Origin of the sequence: Rhodoferax sp. OV413 (genome assembly GCF_900104385.1) — a bacterium.
Taxonomy (GTDB): Bacteria; Pseudomonadota; Gammaproteobacteria; order Burkholderiales; family Burkholderiaceae_C; genus Rhodoferax_B.
On record NZ_FNJA01000001.1, the window covers coordinates 1,513,494 to 1,529,280 of the forward strand.

Sequence of the window (15,787 nt, forward strand, 5' to 3'; positions counted from 1 at the left end):
TGCTCCACATTCCTCGGCTACAGTGCAGGCCATGCAAGGCCTGCACCTCACCGCCGATCTCCACCGCTGCCGCTGCGCCTCGGCCTGGCTGCTCGACGCCACCCTGCTGGGCGTGGCCTGCCGCGACGCGGTGCAAGCTGTAGGCCTGCAGGCCGTGGGTGAACTCTTTCATACTTTTCCGGCCACAGCGCAGGGACCTGGTGGGGTCACAGCTACTATTTTGCTAGCAGAGTCACATTTGTGCGTGCACACCTGGCCTGAGCAGAGCGCGGTCACTCTAGATGTCTATGTGTGCAACTTTGGCGCCGACCACTCGGCCAAAGCCCAGGGCTTGATCGATGCGCTGATTGCACTGTTCATGCCGGCGCAGGTGCAGCGCAACGCCTTGCAGCGCGGCGCCATTCCCAGCTGATGTTCCGCCCGCAACTGAACTTTCACCAACGCATCACCGCCCTGGTGTGGATCCGCCGCGGCCTTGTTCTGCTGGTATTGCAGGTAAGCCTTGCCGGCCTGGTCAAGCATCTATGGTGGCCCGTACTGGTAGCCGTCCTGGGCGTTCTGCTGTGGAAAGCACTGCACTCCTGGGAGCTGAGTGTGCGCCGGCAGTTCATCCGCGACGCCGAGTTCCCGCACTTTCTAGTGCCGAAGATTCTGGCCGCCCACCCTGGCCTGCAAGAGCGCGACGCCGAACTGGTGTTGCGCGGGCTGCGGCAGTTCTTCATGGCACATTTGCGCAGCAACCGCAAGTTCGTCGGCATGCCCTCCAAGGTGGTCGACACCGCCTGGCATGCCTACATCCTGCACACCCAGGGCTATGCGCTGTGGTGCCAGCGGGCTTTTGGCGGCATGCTGCACCACACCCCCGCCGAAGTCATGGGCAGCAATAGCCGGCACAACGACGGCCTGCGGCGCACCTGGTATTGGGCCTGCAAGGAAGAAAGCATCCACCCGCGCAAGCCCACCCGCCTGCCCCTGCTGTTCGCGCTGGACGCCAAGTTCGGCATCGAAGGCGGCTACCGCTACACACCCGACTGCAAAGCCGTGGGTGCACAAAGCGATGCCGGCGGCTACTGCGGCACCGACCTCAGCAGTAGCAGCAGCGGAGGCTGCGGTGGCGGTGATTCCAGCAGCTCCGACAGCAGCTCGGACAGTAGTTCCAGCAGCAGCGACAGCGGGGGTTCCGACGGCGGCGGATGCGGGGGTGGCTGCGGTGGCGGCGGGGATTAGGCCGCGGGTATCATTCTGTTTCAACCCAGCTACCGGAGCACACCATGGCCTTGATGGACTTCATCCGCAAACAGTTCATTGACATCATCCAATGGACCGAAGACAGCGACGGCACGCTGGCTTGGCGCTTCCCCATGGCCGACATGGAAATCCAGAACGGCGCCGCGTTGGTGGTGCGCGCATCCCAGGTGGCCATCTTCGTCAACGAAGGCCAGGTGGCCGACGTGTTCGGCCCCGGCACCCACAAGCTGACCACCCAAACCCTGCCGGTACTCACCTACCTGAAGAACTGGGACAAGCTGTTCGAGTCGCCTTTCAAAAGCGATGTCTACTTCTTCAGCACGCGCCAGCAGATCGACCAGAAATGGGGAACGCCCCAGCCCATCACCATCCGCGACAAGGACTTCGGCGCGGTAAGGCTGCGCGCCTTCGGCAATTACAGCTTCCGCGTAGCCGACCCCAAGCTGTTCCACACCGAAATCTCCGGCACCCGCGACAGCTATGGCGTGAACGACCTGGACGGCCAGTTGCGCGGCTTGGTGCTGCAGAACATCAGCAATGCCATCGCCAGCAGCGGCATCCCGTTCCTGGACCTGGCCTCGAACCAGCTGGTGTTTGCGCAGGCGCTGGCCACCCAGCTGACGCCCGAGTTTGCCAAGATCGGCCTGCAACTGGACGGCATGACGGTGCAGAACGTCTCGCTGCCCGAAGAGCTGCAAAAAATCCTCGACCAGAAGATCGGCATGGGCATGGTCGGCAACGACATGGGCAAGTTCATGCAGTACCAGACCGCGCAGGCCATCCCCAAATTCGCCGAAGGCGCGGGCACGGGTGGCGGCATTGCCGGCGATGCCATGGGCCTGGGCGCGGGCGTGGCGCTCGGCCAGGTGCTCGCGCAAAACCTGCAGGCGGGCCTGCAAGGCGGCGCGGCGCCGACAGCACCCGCAGCGCCAGCAATAGGTGTCAAACCCGAAGAAGTCATGGCCACGCTGGAAAAGCTCGGCGAGCTCAAGACCAAGGGCATCCTGACCCAGGAAGAGTTCGACGTCAAAAAGGCCGAATTGCTGAAAAAGCTGGTCTAGCCCCACTCCCGCTTCGTGGCGAACCCTTCGATCCAGCGCGCCTACCGCGCGCCCTGCCCTGGCTGTGGCGCGCCGGTTGACTTCCTGAGCGCGCAGTCCAGCCACGCGGTCTGCGGGTATTGCCAGAGCACGGTGGTGCGCAATGGCGAAACCCTGTCACGCATCGGCAAGATGGCCGAGCTGTTCGACGACCACAGCCTGTTGCAGCTGCAGGTCTCCGGCCAATGGAAGTCGCAGAATTTCACCTTGGTCGGCCGCCTGCAGTACAAGTACGCCGAGGGCACCTGGACCGAATGGCACGCGGTACTGGCCGACGGCAGCAGCGCCTATCTCAGCGAAGACAACGGCGCCTATGTGTTCAGCACGCCGCTGCTGGTCCAGCGCGAAATTCCGGCAGCCGAACACTTCCGCATCGGCGCCACCACCGCCATCAATGGCAAGAGCTTCAGCGTCGCTTCCAACCAGCAGGTCTCGCTGCTGTCGGCCCAGGGCGAGCTGCCGCATCTGCCGGCACTGGGCACTCCGTTTGCCATGGTCGAGCTGCGCAGTGCCGCAGGCGAAGTCCTCAGCCTGGACTACGGCGTGCAGCCGCCCGCCACCTCCCTCGGCAGCGCAGTGTTGCTGGACGATTTGAAGCTGGTTGGCCTGCGCGCCGACTCCACCAAGGACGAAAAAGCCCGCGAGTTCAGCTGCCCCAGCTGCGGTGCGCCGGTCACGGTGGCCCTGGCCAGCAGCAAGAGCATCACCTGCGGTTCTTGCCACAGCCTGATCGACCTGACGTCCGGCATAGGCGCCGAGCTGCGGCACGCCAGCCAGGACGAGCCGGTGCAGCCGCTGATTGCGCTGGGCAGCACCGGCAAGCTGCAGGGCGTGGACTGGCAGGTGGTCGGCTTTCAGCACCGCATGGGCAGCGCGCCGGGCGACGACGAGCAATTTGGCTGGGAAGAATATCTGCTCTTCAATGCCAAGCGCGGCTTCATCTTTCTGGTCGATTCCACCGAGGGCTGGAGCGTGGTCAAGCCCACCACCGGCGCACCCGAAATGGCCGGCAGCGGCCAAAGTGCCACCTACCTGGGCAGCCGCTACCAGTTGAAGGAAACCTACAACGCCGAAACCACCTATGTGCTGGGCGAGTTCTATTGGCAGGTGCAGCGCGGCCAGAAAACCAGCAACCGCGATTTCAGCAGCGGCAAAAGCCTGCTGTCGCTGGAGCAATCGGCCCAGGAAGTCACCTGGTCGGTGGGCAGCAAAATCGACAGCGCCCTGGTGGCCAGCGCGTTCAAGCTGGAAGGCAAGAAAGACCTGCTCAAACGCAGCGACGCAAGCCCGCTGAGCAGCGGCTTGAACGTGAGCCTGAGCACGGTGCTGTGGATTTTTCTGATTCTGCTGGTGCTGGCGCTGGTGTTCAGCCGGCGCAGCAGTTGCGACCCGAATGTAGAGAACTGCAGCTCCTCGGGCAGCTACCGCAGTTCGGGCGGTTCGTTCGGTGGTTTTTCCACCGGCGGCGGGCATAAATAGTTACGGCTTGCCACGCAAGTCCCCCTCATTTCAAAGGAGATTCCCATGGATATTGAATGGTTGAAAGCCGGAGTCGTCGTGGGCTCCATCGTGTACGCGCTGATTGGTGTCTTGATTTTTGGACTCTGCTTCGTGGTGATGGACAAGCTCACGCCCTACAAGCTGTGGGAAGAAATCATCGAGAAACAGAACCTGGCGCTGGCGCTGGTGGTGGCCGCCATGTCTCTTGGAATCTGCATCATCGTGGCGGCCGCGATCCATTGAAACTGGCTGAGAAATCCGGGCCGCGCCCGGTCGAGGTGGCACTGCTGGCCTCGGTATTCGTGGTCTCGGCCTGCGGTCTGGTGTACGAGTTGGCGGCGGGCGCGCTGGCGTCCTACCTGCTGGGCGACTCGGTGTTGCAGTTCTCCACCATCATCGGCACCTATTTGTTTGCCATGGGCGTGGGCTCGTACCTGTCGCGCTTTTTCGAGCGCCAGCTGCCAGCGCACTTCTTACGCATAGAACTGCTGGTAGCGCTGATAGGTGGAGCGCTACCAGCTCTTCTTTTTATAGCAAACGCCTATCTGCCCGGCGCCTTCCGCCCGCTGCTCTACAGCCTGGTGCTGCTGGTCGGCACCCTGGTGGGGCTGGAGATTCCGCTGGTCATGCGTATCCTGCAGCGCAATGTGGCGCTGAAAGACCTGGTGTCGCAGGTGCTGACCTTCGACTACCTGGGCGCGCTGGCGGTGTCGCTGGCCTTTCCGCTGCTGCTGGTGCCGCAGTTGGGCCTGATCCGCACGGGCCTGCTGTTTGGCCTGATGAACGCCGCCGTGGCGGTGTGGGCGCTGTGGCTGTTCCGGCACGACCTGCGCCAGTTCAAAGCCCATGCCCTGGCCTGCTTTTTCACCCTGGCCGCACTGGCTGCCGGCATGGCGGCCGCCGACCACATCACCAGCTGGGCCGAAGACAAGCTCTACCAGGACCGCGTGGTGTTTGCCAGCACCAGCCCCTACCAGCGCATCGTGGTAACGAATGGCGTGGGTGAGGGCAAGGCCGGCTACCGCCTGTTCCTGAACGGCAATTTGCAGTTCGCACAGCGCGACGAATACCGCTACCACGAAGCCCTGGTGCACCCTGTGATGTCGGCCTACTCGGCCACGGGAGCGGCACCCAAGAAGGTCGCCGTGCTCGGCGGCGGCGACGGCATGGCAGTGCGCGAAATCCTCAAATACCCGGGCGTGGAAAGCATCACCCTGGTCGAGCTAGACCCGGCCATGACCACACTGTTCAGCCAGCAGCCGGCACTGGTCCGGCTCAATGGCGGCGCGCTGCAGTCACCCAAAGTCCACGTCATCAACACCGACGCGTTCAACTGGCTGCAAACCACCTCGGACACGTTCGACGTGATCATCGTGGACTTCCCCGACCCGACCAATTTCGCCATCGGCAAGCTCTATACCAATTCGTTTTACAGCCTGCTCGACCAGCGCCTGTCCGCCAGCGGCTACGCCGTCATCCAGACCACCTCGCCGCTGGTGGCACGCAAGAGCTTCTGGACCGTCGCGACCACCATCGAATCCGTCGGCCTAACCGCCACGCCCTACCACGCCCACGTGCCCAGCTTCGGCGAATGGGGCTTCCTCATCGCCAGCCGCCGGCCTTACCGCATCCCCGGCACGCTGCCGTCCGGTCTGCGCTTCCTGAGTCCGCACAGCCTGCCTGCGCTGTTCGACTTCCCGCTGGATATGGCCCGCGTGCCGACCGAGGTGAACCGCTTGTCGAACCAGGTACTGGTGACGACCTATGAGGCCGAATGGGGCAAGGTGGTAGCGCGTTAGAGACTGCCCTACAGTGACGCCATAGCCACCCGCGCAGCGGCCAGATCCCAGGCCGCTTGGCCCACGGTTTTGAACACCGGCACTGGGTCGCTCAATGTGGGCTTTGCTCCGAGCACAGACGCCAGATCGCGCACCTGGGACCAGTTCACCCCCGCCTGCAGCAAATCGCCGGCTTCGTGCCGCGCGCCGCCCAGGTCATCCACCACGATCTGCCGGCTATGCAGCAGAGCCGGGGGAAATTCGGCCATGTCCGGCTTGAACGCGCCTACGCCGATGGCCAGAGTTTGCGCGCCGATGTGGGCGGGAATGACCGGCGTGCGCGATGTTGTCAGGGCCAGCACCAAGTCGGTCGCCGGTAAGGCATTTTGAAGATCACCAACATCCATAGCGATGGCACGGACGTGCGGATGTCGGGCCTGCAGGGCTGCGCAGAATGCCTGGGCAGCCGCCAGGCTACGCCCCGCAACCCAGAACTGCGCCAGACCCAGATGCTCGACCAGCGCATCCACATGGGCGGCGGCCTGGGCGCCGGTGCCGATCAGCAAAGCCGTTTTGGGGATGTGCGGCGCCAGCGTCTGGATGCCCAGCAGGGTGACGGCCGCGGTGCGGCGCGCGGTGACAGTGGGGCCGTCCAGCAGGGCCAGACGCCGGCCGGTAGCGGTGTCCATCACCACCACCTCACCCTGGATCACCGGCAGGCCTAGCGCGGCATTGCGCGGGTGCACGGTGACCAGCTTGGTCACGCTGAGGTCGGGACCTACGGCCGGCATGGCCAGCAGCACGCCGCCTTCGGCCATGGGCACGACAAGGCGCTCGGGCGCCTGGATTTGCTGCTGCGCCAGCTCGCGCGCGGCCTGGGCCACGGCGGGCACCAGCTGCGCATAAGGCAAGGCCTGGAGCGTCTGTTCTGCATTCAGTATCTGCATGGCGGGCCTTAGCGTAGAAAGAAGCCGGTGGGGAATGGGTCCAGCTCTTCCAGCACCCACTGATGGTGGCCCATGATGTGGGCGCTGCCGGTGACTTCGGTGAGCGCGCCGTCGAAGTTGCCGACCTTGACCGCCTGCGTCACCTTCACCTCGAACTTGCTGCCAACGATGCTGCCGTTGATGTAGTTGGCGCCCAGGGCTAACTGGCCGCGCAGGAATAGCTGGGCGGCCCGGCCCGAAGTGCCGGTGCCGGTTGGCGAGCGGTCCACCTCGCGGTCGGCAAACACGCAGACGTTCGACTGGTCCACGCCCGCGCAATTCGGCGCGCTGTCGATGATGCTGCCGTACAGCTGGTCGAGCCCCGGCTCCAGCGGGTGCTGGATCTTCACCTGGGCCATCACCGCGGCCTTGGTTTCTGCACCCAGCTGGATCAGCTGACGGACCAGTTCCGGCTTCACCGTCAACCCCGCCTGCTCGGCATTCAGGTAGTAGTAGAACGCGCCGCCAAACACGATGTCGCCGCGCACCCGGCCAAAGCTCGGCGTCTGCACCTCCAGATCGCGCAGGTAGATGAAGGCCGGCACGTTCTTGAAGGTCACCTTGCCCGCGCGCTGGCCGTCCCACTCCACAAAGGCTTCGATAAAGCCCGCGGGCGCATCGAAACCTATGCGCGTCAGCGGGCTGGTGCGCTCCACGTAACCCAGCTCCACCAGCACCTTGCCCAGGGCGATGATGCCGTGGCCGCACATATCGCTATAGCCCTCGTTGTGGATGAAGATCACGCCAAAATCGGCGCCGGGCGTGGTCGGCGGCAGCAGGTAGGCGCCGTACATATCGGCATGGCCGCGCGGCTCGTTCATCAGAAACTGGCGCAGGTCGTCGCGGTGGGTCTTGAGCCAGGCGCGCTTTTCCAGAATGCCGGTGCCCGGCACGGCGGGCAGGCCGGAGGTCAGGATGCGCAGCGGCTCCCCGCCGGTATGGGCATCCACGGTCTGGATGCTGCGGACAAGATTCAACATGGCGGGCTTTCAGTACGAAGTGGGCAACTTGATCTGGTTTTATTTTAACCAAACTGGTTTTAAAATAGTTCCAATTTATGAAGCACCCCGCCCCCTCCGTTAGCGAAGCCACCCCCACCCAGCTGCGCGTGCCGCAGCTCTACGAGCTGGTGGCCGAACGTCTGAAGCAATCCATCCAAGATGGCAGCTACCCGCCGGGCTCGCGCCTGCCCGCCGAACGCGACCTGGCCACCACCTTGGGCGTGGGCCGCGCCACGGTGCGCGAAGCCATGGGAGAGCTGGTCAACCAGGGCGTGGTGCAGACCAAGCCCAACTCGGGCTCCTTCGTGCGCGACACCGCGCTGGAAGTGATGCGCAGCCTGAAGACCACCGCGGCGCAGGCCGACACCAGCCCGCTGTCCACCCTGGCCGCACGGCTGGCGATAGAGCCGCTCATTGCCCAGTTTGCCGCCGCCGTGGGCGGCCGCGACAGCGACATCGAAGGCCTGCTCGACCACATGGAGAACACCAGCGACCTGACCGAACCCGCGCAGCGCCGCGCCTGGAACGAGGCCGACCGCCAGTTCCACCACCGCATCGCGCTGATGACCGGCAACCCGGTGATGGTGGGCATCGCCCAGGTGGTGGCCGCGGCGGTGGACGAACCGCTGTGGCGCCAGCTGCGCGACCACGGCATCCATGACGCCGCCCGAGCCCGGCTGTATGTCTATGAACACCGGCTGATCTACGAAGCCATTGCCACCGGCAACCAGGAGGCGGCCGGTTTTTATGTGCGCCAGCACCTGGAGCGGGTGCAAAAAGACATGCTGACCGCTTAACCTCAGCGCATGCAAGACAACCACCCCCTGCACACCCCCCGCGAACCCTGGGTCGACGCGCTGCGTGCGCTGGCGTTGCTCGGCGTTTTCGTGGTCAACATGGTGGGCTACGCGCAGACGCCGGACTACCCCTTGCCTATAGGTTCGCCGCTGCCGGCCGGCTCGGTGCTGGCCCAGGTACTGCACGGTCTGCTGCTGGCCCTGGTGCAGGGCAAGGCCTGGCCGCTGCTGTGCTTTCTGTTTGGCTACAGCCTGTGTGCGCTGCTGCGCTCGCGCTACCGCAAACTGCTGTGCGTGGGCCTGTTGCATGGCAGCCTGGTCTACTTTGGCGACATCCTGACCGCCTACGCCGTGTGCGGCCTGGTGGCAACGGGCTGGGCCGGTGTGCGGCCGGCCCGGCTGCTGCGCATCTGGCGCTGGTTGAGCCTGCTGGTGGTGGTTTTGCTGCTGGGCAACGGGGTGCTGCTCTGGCAATGGAAAGACGGCGACTACCCGCCGTTCTCCGCGGCCGACACGCTGGTGGCTACCGATAGCCTGCAGGCCTTTATCGCGCTGAACGCCAGCAGCTACCTGGAAGGCCAGATCGGCTCCTTGACCGCCTTCTTCCCTCTGCTGCTGTGGCTGACCGTGGCCGGCATGCTGGCACGGCGCTTTCGTCTGCTGGGCAGCCGGCGCGCCGCGCGCCTGTTCTGGGCTCGGCATTTCGGCCGCTCGCAGCTGGCGCTGGCTCTGCTGCTGAACCTGGCACTGGGCGCCGCCTCGGCCTGGCTACACCGGGCGGGCACGCCCCACCCCATTACCCTCAGCGCCTTCTTCGTGCTGGGCGCACTGCCCGGCATCTGGTTGGTGGCCTGCCTGCTGGGCTTCGGCATGCGCCACATCCACAGCCGGTCGCAGCTGCCGCGCTGGGCCGGCTGGCTGGCCCCGGCCGGGCACCACACGCTGGCCATGTACTTACTGCTATCGCTGGGCATGGCGCTAGGCCACGGCGCGCTGCGCCAGCTCGGCGGCGACACTGCCCTTACCCTGGCGATCGCGCTGCTGGCCTGGCTGGCTGCGGTGGCGGCGGCACGGACTGCCAGCCGGCACGGTTGGCGCGACCCGCTGGCACGCTGGCTATCGCGGCGACCGGATGGCCAACCCTACCGCTAAAGCCCCATGCACCGCCGTCACTTCCTCGCCACCGCCACCCTGCCCTTGCTGGGCTGCACGCCCACCCGTGAGATCGCTGGCGGCTTTACCGGCATCGCCTTTGACCGTGGCCACCAGCTGCGCGATACACGCAGCTGGCCGGCACCATCCACCATCCGCCGCACCGACGTACTGATCGCCGGCGGTGGCGTGGCGGGTCTGGCGGCGGCACGGGCCCTGCGCCTCAAAGGCGTGGAGGACTTTGCGCTGCTGGAGCTGGAAGACAGCGCCGGCGGCAACAGCCGCAGCGGCACGGTGAACGGCATTCCCTGCCCGCTGGGCGCGCACTATCTGCCGGTGCCCAGCGACGATGCTCCCGAGGTGCAAGACCTGCTGGAAGAACTGGGCCTGCGCCAGCGTGTGGCCGGCCGCTGGCAGTATGCCGAACAGCATCTGTGCCACAGCCCGCAAGAGCGTCTGTTCTTCAACGGCAGCTGGCAGGACGGCCTGCTGCCGGTGCAGGGCGTAGGCCCGGCCACGCTGGCGCAGTACCAGAAGTTTGCGACGCTGGTGGAGCAGCTGCGGCAACAGGCCAGCTGGACCATTCCTGCATCCAAACGACCATTCACGCAGGTACACCAAGCGCTGGCAGCTATCACTTTCGCAGCATACCTGGACCAGCACGGCCTGGGCGACGCGCAGCTGCGCTGGTACCTTGACTACTGCTGCCGCGACGATTACGGCGCCGGCCTGGCCACGGTGTCGGCCTGGGCCGGTATCCATTACTTTGCCAGCCGGCATGGCTTCCACGCGCCGGGGGGCGACAGCGGCGAACGTGACAGCGTTCTGGCCTGGCCCGAGGGCAATGCTTGGCTGGCGCAACGCCTGGCCGCACCACTGGGTACCCGCCTGCATACCGGCCAGGTGGTGGTGCGCATTGCCGAAACCCGGCAGGGCGTGGAGCTGGATGCCTTCAACACCGCCACCCAGGCGCTGGAGCGCTGGCAGGCGCGCCGCGCCATCGTGGCGCTGCCGGTGTTCATTGCCGCGCGGGTGGTGCAGAACCCGCCGGACTTTCTAACCCAGGCCGCCAAACGCACGACCTACGCGCCCTGGCTGGTGGCGAACATCCATATCGACGCGCCGCTGCAAGACCGCCCCGGCGCCGCCCCCAGCTGGGACAACGTGCTGTACCGCAGCCCCGGCCTGGGCTATGTGGATGCCATGCACCAAAGCCTGCTGCCGGTGCCGGGCGCCACGGTGCTCAGCTACTACCGCGCGCTGGGCGACGTGCCGAACGGTCGGCACCAGTTGCTGGAAAAACCCTGGGCTGCCTGGCGCGACGAGATCCTGGCCGAGCTGGGCGCTGCCCACCCCGACATCGCCGCCAAGGCCACCCGCATCGACATCACCCGCTACGGCCATGCGATGGCTATACCCACGCCTGCAGTTTCAAGCCAAATCGGCCTGCAGCGCATATTGCACCAGCGTCAGCAGCTACAAAAAACGCAGCGCCTGGCATTTGCGCACAGTGACTGGGCGGGCTACTCGGTGTTCGAGGAAGCGTTCACGCTGGGGCACCAGGCGGCCTAGGCCGCGGGCTGGTCCCAGGTCTGCGCCGCGCCGCCGCTGCCGGCCACCGAGTACAGGGCATTCGGTGCATTGCGGGTTTGCTGGAACACTTCCAGCGTTTCGCCGCGCATGGCGGCGTAGATGTGCAGGTTGGACACGCCGAGCACCGCGCCCAGCTTTTCCAACCCAAAGAAAATCGCGCCGTAGTGGATCAGGCCGCGCCAGTCGCGCCGCTGCAGCAAGTCGCACTCTTCGTCGTTCAGGCCCACCTCTCGCATATGGGCCGGGCCATCGGCCAGGAAGCGCTGGCGGTGCGCGGGCACGGCCATGTCGCGCAGAAACCGGTTCAGCCGCAGCGCCTTCACGCTGCGCGCAAAGTTGAACGGGTAGCTGCCTTGCAGGCGCTCGGCCCCGGCCATTTGCACGGCCATGGCAGCCCGGTGCCGCTCGACCTCGCCGGCGATCACCGGGCCGGCCAGGTTTTCGTAGACCACCGCCGCGATGCCGGTCATGGACGGCAGGTAGTAGGCCTGGTGCAGCTTGCGCACCTGGGATGAGAGCGCGCCGCGCATGGTCAGCCACATCATCACCTCGGCGCCTTCCATGCCGCCCAGCGTGGCCAGCTCGGCGTGGGTCAAGGAGGCCAGGCGCTCGGGGTCGTTCTCGAACAGCTCCAGGAACTGCATGTCCCAGGGCGTGTTGTTGAAGCCGGCGCGCTCGCCGTGCACCTGGTGCGACAGGCCGCCGGTGGCGACGATGACCACGCGCAGGTCTTCGGGGTAGCTCTCGATGGCGCGGCGCAGCCCCTGGCCCAGCTTGTAAAAACGCCGGGCACTGGGCAGCGGAAACTGCAGCACGCCCATTTGCAACGGCACGATGTTGACTGGCCAGCCTTGCGCGTGCTCCCACAGCACCGACAGCGGCGAGAAGCAGCCGTGGTCCAGCGGTTTGTCCTGGAAGAAGGACATGTCGAACTCGTCGGCCATCAGCGACTGGCCGATGTGCGCGGCCAACGCCGGGTGGCCGTGGATGCCCGGCAGATCGCGCGCGCCGCCACCCTCGTCGGCCACCTCAAAACGCTCGCCAATGCCCAGCGCGAAGGCCGAATAGTGGTCGAAGAAGAAGGAGGTGACGTGGTCGTTGTAGGTGACGATGGCCACATCCGGCTTCACTTCGGCCAGCCACTGCTTGACCGGCTCCAGCGCCTCGAAGATGGGGGCCCACACCGGGTCGGCCTGCTTGTCGCGGTCGAAGGCGAAGCCGATGGTGGGGGTGTGCGAGACGGCTACGCCGCCGATGATTCTTGCCATATGGCTGCTCCGGAATAACGATTTCAAAATGACGGCCCCCGGCACACTGCAAAACGGGTGTGGCCAGGTGGCAGGCATCGGCAGCCCTTGCTTGGAATTAGCCACAAGGCTGCCGATCTCCCAAAGATGCAATATCTGCTGTTAGTTACCAGCGGCCAGCTTCTGGTCGATCCATGTGAAGGCGTCCAGCACGTCGTAGTTGCCGGCGTGCCCCTGGTCCCAGAAGAGGGCGTAATCGACATCCTTGACCTTGGCATCGGCCTTCAGGGCGCGGCTCAGGTTGTAGGCCACCGTGAACGAAGTGTCGCGATCACGCGCGCCCACACGGACACGCCAGTGCGTCGTGATGCCAGCGGTCTTACCCACATAGGGCAGCGCGTTGATCATCTTGTACTGGTTCAGCAGATAAGCCTGCTGGGGGTTGGCGGCCCAGGTGTAGCCGGTATTCGCCAAGCCCACATTGCTTTGCGCGGCATTGATGGCGTCACCGCCGTTGTTGTTGTTCCAGGCGTACTCGGTGAAGTTGGAATACACCTGGGCAGCGGTACCGAACAGATTGGACTCGCCGCCGCTGTAGTTGCCGTAAATAGTGGCGCCAGCCAGCGTGGTGTCTGCCGTAGCAGTCGCTGCAAGGGCGGCGGTTTGACCGACTTGGTCAAAAGCCGGCACGGCCTTGAGCCGGGACTGCTTGGCAACGAACTTCAGGTAGTTCGACATATTGAAGTTGGTGACCGTGCCGCCCGCATCCACATTGATGAAGTCGTTCTTGTAGTACAGGGTTCCGCTTCCGCCAGCCACACCATTGGCCGCAGCGCTGCCGTATGCGTTGTAGGCGACGAAGGTCTTGCCCGCCTTGACATACGCGCTGGCGGCTTTCTTGAATTCGGTCTGCAGGGCAGCCAGCATGTTGTCGGTGGTCAGTGCCGTGCCATCGTCGGCCTGAAGGCCCAGGCCGGCTTGGTAGGCCACGAACTTGTTCATCAATGCGGTGCTGCCGGCAGAGTCTGGGTTCGAGGCGCGTACCAGCGCATTGCCATTCGCGTCGACGATCAGCCCAGCCTTCTGGTCCGCCGAGACCAGCGTACGCGTATCCAGCACATTGAACATCCATTCATAAGCCAAGTCGGCACTGCCCATGTCCTGGATCGGGCAGTAGGCCGAAATCGCGAAGACGCTGTCACTGACCGAACTCTTGCCGTTCGTGTCGATGCCCGCCGCACCAGCGGCTTTCAGGTAGGGGAAATAGTCCTCGCTGTCGCCCGTGGCGCCGAGTTGCGTACTCTGCGCACCGCCGCCGCTGGTGCCGTTCACCACGATGCGGCTGGCGTTGCCCGGCATGAGGCCGTCGTTCAGGCGCAAATAGCGCACAGCGGCCTTGGCGTCGACAATCGCGGCCGGCGCCTTGCCCTGGTAAATGCCGTCGTCGTACACGCCGGCGGGGGCCACCGCACCCCGGCTGCGCGAGGCCATGTTGATGTAGACGAAACCGCGGGCCAGCGCAGCCCCCTTCTTGTCGGTATCGCTGGTGCTGACGTAGGTGCCGCCGTTGACGATGTCGGCACCGGCGTAGTTGCTGCCGGTGATGGGGTCAGTGCCATTCCAGCCGCCCTTGCCTCCTTGGTAGCTGGCCAGCCAGCCGGCGTTGTTGACGTTGAGCAAAATCGCATTGTCTTGCTTGGCCGCATCTACCTCGCGCACAAAGATATTCATGTTCTGGTAACCGCAGGTCTGGTTGTCCACCGCTCCGGCGGACTGCGTAGGCGCCAGCTGCATCGGCTTGCCGACATAGCACACCTCCCGGTACCAGCGTACCGGCGTACTCACGCCGTCGAGGGTGACCGTGATCGTCGTGTACTTGGTCTTGTCGAAAGCCAACTGGCTGTCATAGACACCTGGGCCGGCCGCGCTGGACGTGGCGCTGCTGTCGCCGCCACCGCAGGCCGTCATCAGACCGGTAACCGATACCGCGGCGATGGAGGCCGCAACTGCGCGATGTTTGAATTGTTTGTGCATGCTTGTCTCTTTAGGTTGAATGTGGGTTCTGCAAGCTGCGATATTTCCGGCACAGGCCGCTCTTACGCTCGGGTTTTGGGCTCCCGGCCTTTGCAGGTCTCTTGCGGGACGGATTGTGCGAAGCGCTCCGCGGCTTGGGGAGACGTTGATTCCAAGCCCGCGATAACCCGAAGTTATCGCCGCAGGCGCAGCCGGGCCGCGCCGCCAGACGGGGCAAAAACCGGCTTGCGCGGGGCCGCCCGCAGAGCGAGGGGAGTGTCAGTACGGCATGGCCTGCGCACGCTCTATCTGGTGCGCGGCGCGGTGCAGATGCGTGATCAGGTGGCGCAGCACCGGGGATACCGCCGAGTCGCTGCGCAGAATGGCGCCCACCTGCAAGGGGTAGCCTTTTTCTTCGATGTCGATGATGGAGATGAACTGCGCGACCACCGGATGCACCGCGATCTGCCGCGGCATCAGCGCCACATAGTCGCCCGAACTGACCAGGGCCAGCAAGGCCAGGGTGGAGTTCACCACCGCTCCCACCGCCGGTGCCGGCAACTTGTGGCGTTCAAAAAACAGCTTGGCGTAGCCCGATTCGCTGTTCGGCCCGGTATAGACCCACCGGGCGGTTTGCAGGTCCGACAGCTTGCGCGCCTTGAGCCAGGGGCTGCCCTTGCAGACGGTGGCCACCATGCTGGTCTGCATCAGCGGTTCGACAAAAAACTCGCCGGTGGACAGATCGTCGGGGATACCGCCGACGGTTACATCCACCTCCCCCGAACGCAGTTTTTGCAACTGCGCCACGTACAGCTCTTCGCTGACCCGGAGTTTGACCTCGGGGAATTCCTGTCCGAAGGTGCGCAGGGTTTCGGGGATCAGCAGCATCACGGCCAGGGGTACGGCGCCGACGTGCAGATGGCCAACCATGCGGCCACCGATCTGGTTGATTTCATCCACCGCCGCCGTTAGTTCGCGGTCCACTTTGACGGCGCGGTCGTAGAGCACTTTGCCCTGGGCCGTGGGCACCACGCCGCGGGAGGTGCGCAGCAACAGGGGCGCGGCCAGCTCCAGCTCCAGTTCACGAATCATCTTGGTGATCGCCGGCTGGGAAGCCCCGACCCGGCGCGCAGCGCCCCGCAGGCTGCCCTCTTCAATCGCCGCCACAAGCACGTTCAGGGTTGCAAGTTTCATTGTCTGGTTCCGGTCTCAAGGCATTTACCTCAGTGGAACAATGTACCGATATCCATGGGTTATCGCGATGCGTATCTCAGCATCTTTTAGATATCGCCGGCCGCGCCGATAATGGGCGCCCCCTCGGAACGTCGATGGAGGGCTACTCCTGTGCCCCGCCGAAACCCATGCGCAGTGC

The 15,787-nt window shown here is 65.0% G+C and carries 14 protein-coding genes; 9 read left to right on the forward strand and 5 right to left on the reverse strand.

Going from position 1 to position 15,787, the window contains the following annotated elements:
* Positions 1-31 precede the first annotated feature (31 nt).
* From BLT66_RS06955 to BLT66_RS06980, 6 genes are read left to right on the forward strand one after another with little or no spacing between them, the layout of a single operon-like run.
* Positions 32-412, forward strand: coding sequence for an S-adenosylmethionine decarboxylase family protein (locus tag BLT66_RS06955; RefSeq protein WP_092756857.1), 381 nt, complete (start codon positions 32-34; stop codon positions 410-412).
* The gene (locus BLT66_RS06960) at positions 412-1,227 is read left to right on the forward strand and encodes a glycine-rich domain-containing protein (RefSeq protein WP_092756858.1); all 816 of its coding nucleotides are present in this window, start codon (positions 412-414) and stop codon (positions 1,225-1,227) included. Before BLT66_RS06955 ends, BLT66_RS06960 begins: the two co-directional genes overlap by 1 nt.
* A gap of 44 nt (positions 1,228-1,271) precedes the next feature.
* Complete coding sequence (locus tag BLT66_RS06965; RefSeq protein ID WP_092756859.1) at positions 1,272-2,309, forward strand: SPFH domain-containing protein; 1,038 nt, start codon at positions 1,272-1,274, stop codon at positions 2,307-2,309.
* A gap of 15 nt (positions 2,310-2,324) precedes the next feature.
* Positions 2,325-3,827 (forward strand): DUF4178 domain-containing protein, encoded by a 1,503-nt coding sequence (locus tag BLT66_RS06970; RefSeq protein WP_092756860.1) that lies wholly within the window; start codon positions 2,325-2,327, stop codon positions 3,825-3,827.
* 45 nt (positions 3,828-3,872) lie between these two features.
* A complete protein-coding gene (locus tag BLT66_RS06975) occupies positions 3,873-4,091 on the forward strand; it encodes a DUF350 domain-containing protein (protein WP_092756861.1) in 219 nt (72 codons plus the stop codon).
* On the forward strand, positions 4,088-5,647 hold the full coding sequence (locus BLT66_RS06980) for a polyamine aminopropyltransferase (RefSeq protein WP_092756862.1): 1,560 nt from the start codon (positions 4,088-4,090) through the stop codon (positions 5,645-5,647). The genes BLT66_RS06975 and BLT66_RS06980 overlap by 4 nt, the downstream gene beginning before the upstream one ends.
* An 8-nt stretch (positions 5,648-5,655) precedes the next feature.
* On the opposite strand, the gene BLT66_RS06985 is transcribed toward BLT66_RS06980, so the two are convergent.
* Positions 5,656-6,573 carry a delta(1)-pyrroline-2-carboxylate reductase family protein gene (locus BLT66_RS06985; RefSeq protein WP_092756863.1) on the reverse strand — a complete coding sequence of 306 codons (918 nt, stop codon included), beginning with the start codon at positions 6,571-6,573 and terminating at the stop codon, positions 5,656-5,658.
* 8 nt (positions 6,574-6,581) lie between these two features.
* A complete protein-coding gene (gene lhpH, locus BLT66_RS06990; RefSeq protein WP_092756864.1) occupies positions 6,582-7,592 on the reverse strand; it encodes a trans-3-hydroxy-L-proline dehydratase in 1,011 nt (336 codons plus the stop codon).
* Positions 7,593-7,669: 77 nt separating this feature from the next.
* On the opposite strand from lhpH, the gene BLT66_RS06995 reads away from it, so the two are divergent.
* From BLT66_RS06995 to BLT66_RS07005, 3 genes are read left to right on the forward strand one after another with little or no spacing between them, the layout of a single operon-like run.
* Positions 7,670-8,410, forward strand: coding sequence for a FadR/GntR family transcriptional regulator (locus tag BLT66_RS06995; protein WP_092756865.1), 741 nt, complete (start codon positions 7,670-7,672; stop codon positions 8,408-8,410).
* 9 nt (positions 8,411-8,419) lie between these two features.
* Positions 8,420-9,562, forward strand: coding sequence for a DUF418 domain-containing protein (locus tag BLT66_RS07000; RefSeq protein ID WP_092756866.1), 1,143 nt, complete (start codon positions 8,420-8,422; stop codon positions 9,560-9,562).
* A 6-nt stretch (positions 9,563-9,568) separates the two neighbouring features.
* Positions 9,569-11,134 carry an FAD-dependent oxidoreductase gene (locus tag BLT66_RS07005; protein WP_092756867.1) on the forward strand — a complete coding sequence of 522 codons (1,566 nt, stop codon included), beginning with the start codon at positions 9,569-9,571 and terminating at the stop codon, positions 11,132-11,134.
* On the opposite strand, the gene BLT66_RS07010 is transcribed toward BLT66_RS07005, so the two are convergent.
* The 3 genes from BLT66_RS07010 to BLT66_RS07020 all read right to left on the reverse strand — a co-directional run bounded on the left by BLT66_RS07010 (position 11,131) and on the right by BLT66_RS07020 (position 15,609).
* Positions 11,131-12,423, reverse strand: coding sequence for a gallate dioxygenase (locus tag BLT66_RS07010; protein ID WP_092756868.1), 1,293 nt, complete (start codon positions 12,421-12,423; stop codon positions 11,131-11,133). The genes BLT66_RS07005 and BLT66_RS07010 overlap by 4 nt on opposite strands.
* A gap of 141 nt (positions 12,424-12,564) precedes the next feature.
* Positions 12,565-14,436 carry a subtype B tannase gene (locus tag BLT66_RS07015; RefSeq protein WP_092756869.1) on the reverse strand — a complete coding sequence of 624 codons (1,872 nt, stop codon included), beginning with the start codon at positions 14,434-14,436 and terminating at the stop codon, positions 12,565-12,567.
* 258 nt (positions 14,437-14,694) lie between these two features.
* A complete protein-coding gene (locus tag BLT66_RS07020) occupies positions 14,695-15,609 on the reverse strand; it encodes a LysR substrate-binding domain-containing protein (protein ID WP_092756870.1) in 915 nt (304 codons plus the stop codon).
* Between the last annotated feature and the right edge of the window lie 178 nt (positions 15,610-15,787).

Coding starts and splice junctions, on each gene's coding strand:
- BLT66_RS07005 (WP_092756867.1), top strand. CDS start 9,569: ATGCACCGCCGTCACTTCCTCGCCACCGCCACCCTGCCCTTGCTGGGC.
- BLT66_RS06995 (WP_092756865.1), top strand. CDS start 7,670: ATGAAGCACCCCGCCCCCTCCGTTAGCGAAGCCACCCCCACCCAGCTG.
- BLT66_RS06975 (WP_092756861.1), top strand. CDS start 3,873: ATGGATATTGAATGGTTGAAAGCCGGAGTCGTCGTGGGCTCCATCGTG.
- BLT66_RS06955 (WP_092756857.1), top strand. CDS start 32: ATGCAAGGCCTGCACCTCACCGCCGATCTCCACCGCTGCCGCTGCGCC.
- BLT66_RS06965 (WP_092756859.1), top strand. CDS start 1,272: ATGGCCTTGATGGACTTCATCCGCAAACAGTTCATTGACATCATCCAA.
- BLT66_RS07010 (WP_092756868.1), bottom strand. CDS start 12,423: ATGGCAAGAATCATCGGCGGCGTAGCCGTCTCGCACACCCCCACCATC.
- BLT66_RS06985 (WP_092756863.1), bottom strand. CDS start 6,573: ATGCAGATACTGAATGCAGAACAGACGCTCCAGGCCTTGCCTTATGCG.
- BLT66_RS07000 (WP_092756866.1), top strand. CDS start 8,420: ATGCAAGACAACCACCCCCTGCACACCCCCCGCGAACCCTGGGTCGAC.
- BLT66_RS06960 (WP_092756858.1), top strand. CDS start 412: ATGTTCCGCCCGCAACTGAACTTTCACCAACGCATCACCGCCCTGGTG.
- BLT66_RS07020 (WP_092756870.1), bottom strand. CDS start 15,609: ATGAAACTTGCAACCCTGAACGTGCTTGTGGCGGCGATTGAAGAGGGC.
- BLT66_RS07015 (WP_092756869.1), bottom strand. CDS start 14,436: ATGCACAAACAATTCAAACATCGCGCAGTTGCGGCCTCCATCGCCGCG.
- lhpH (WP_092756864.1), bottom strand. CDS start 7,592: ATGTTGAATCTTGTCCGCAGCATCCAGACCGTGGATGCCCATACCGGC.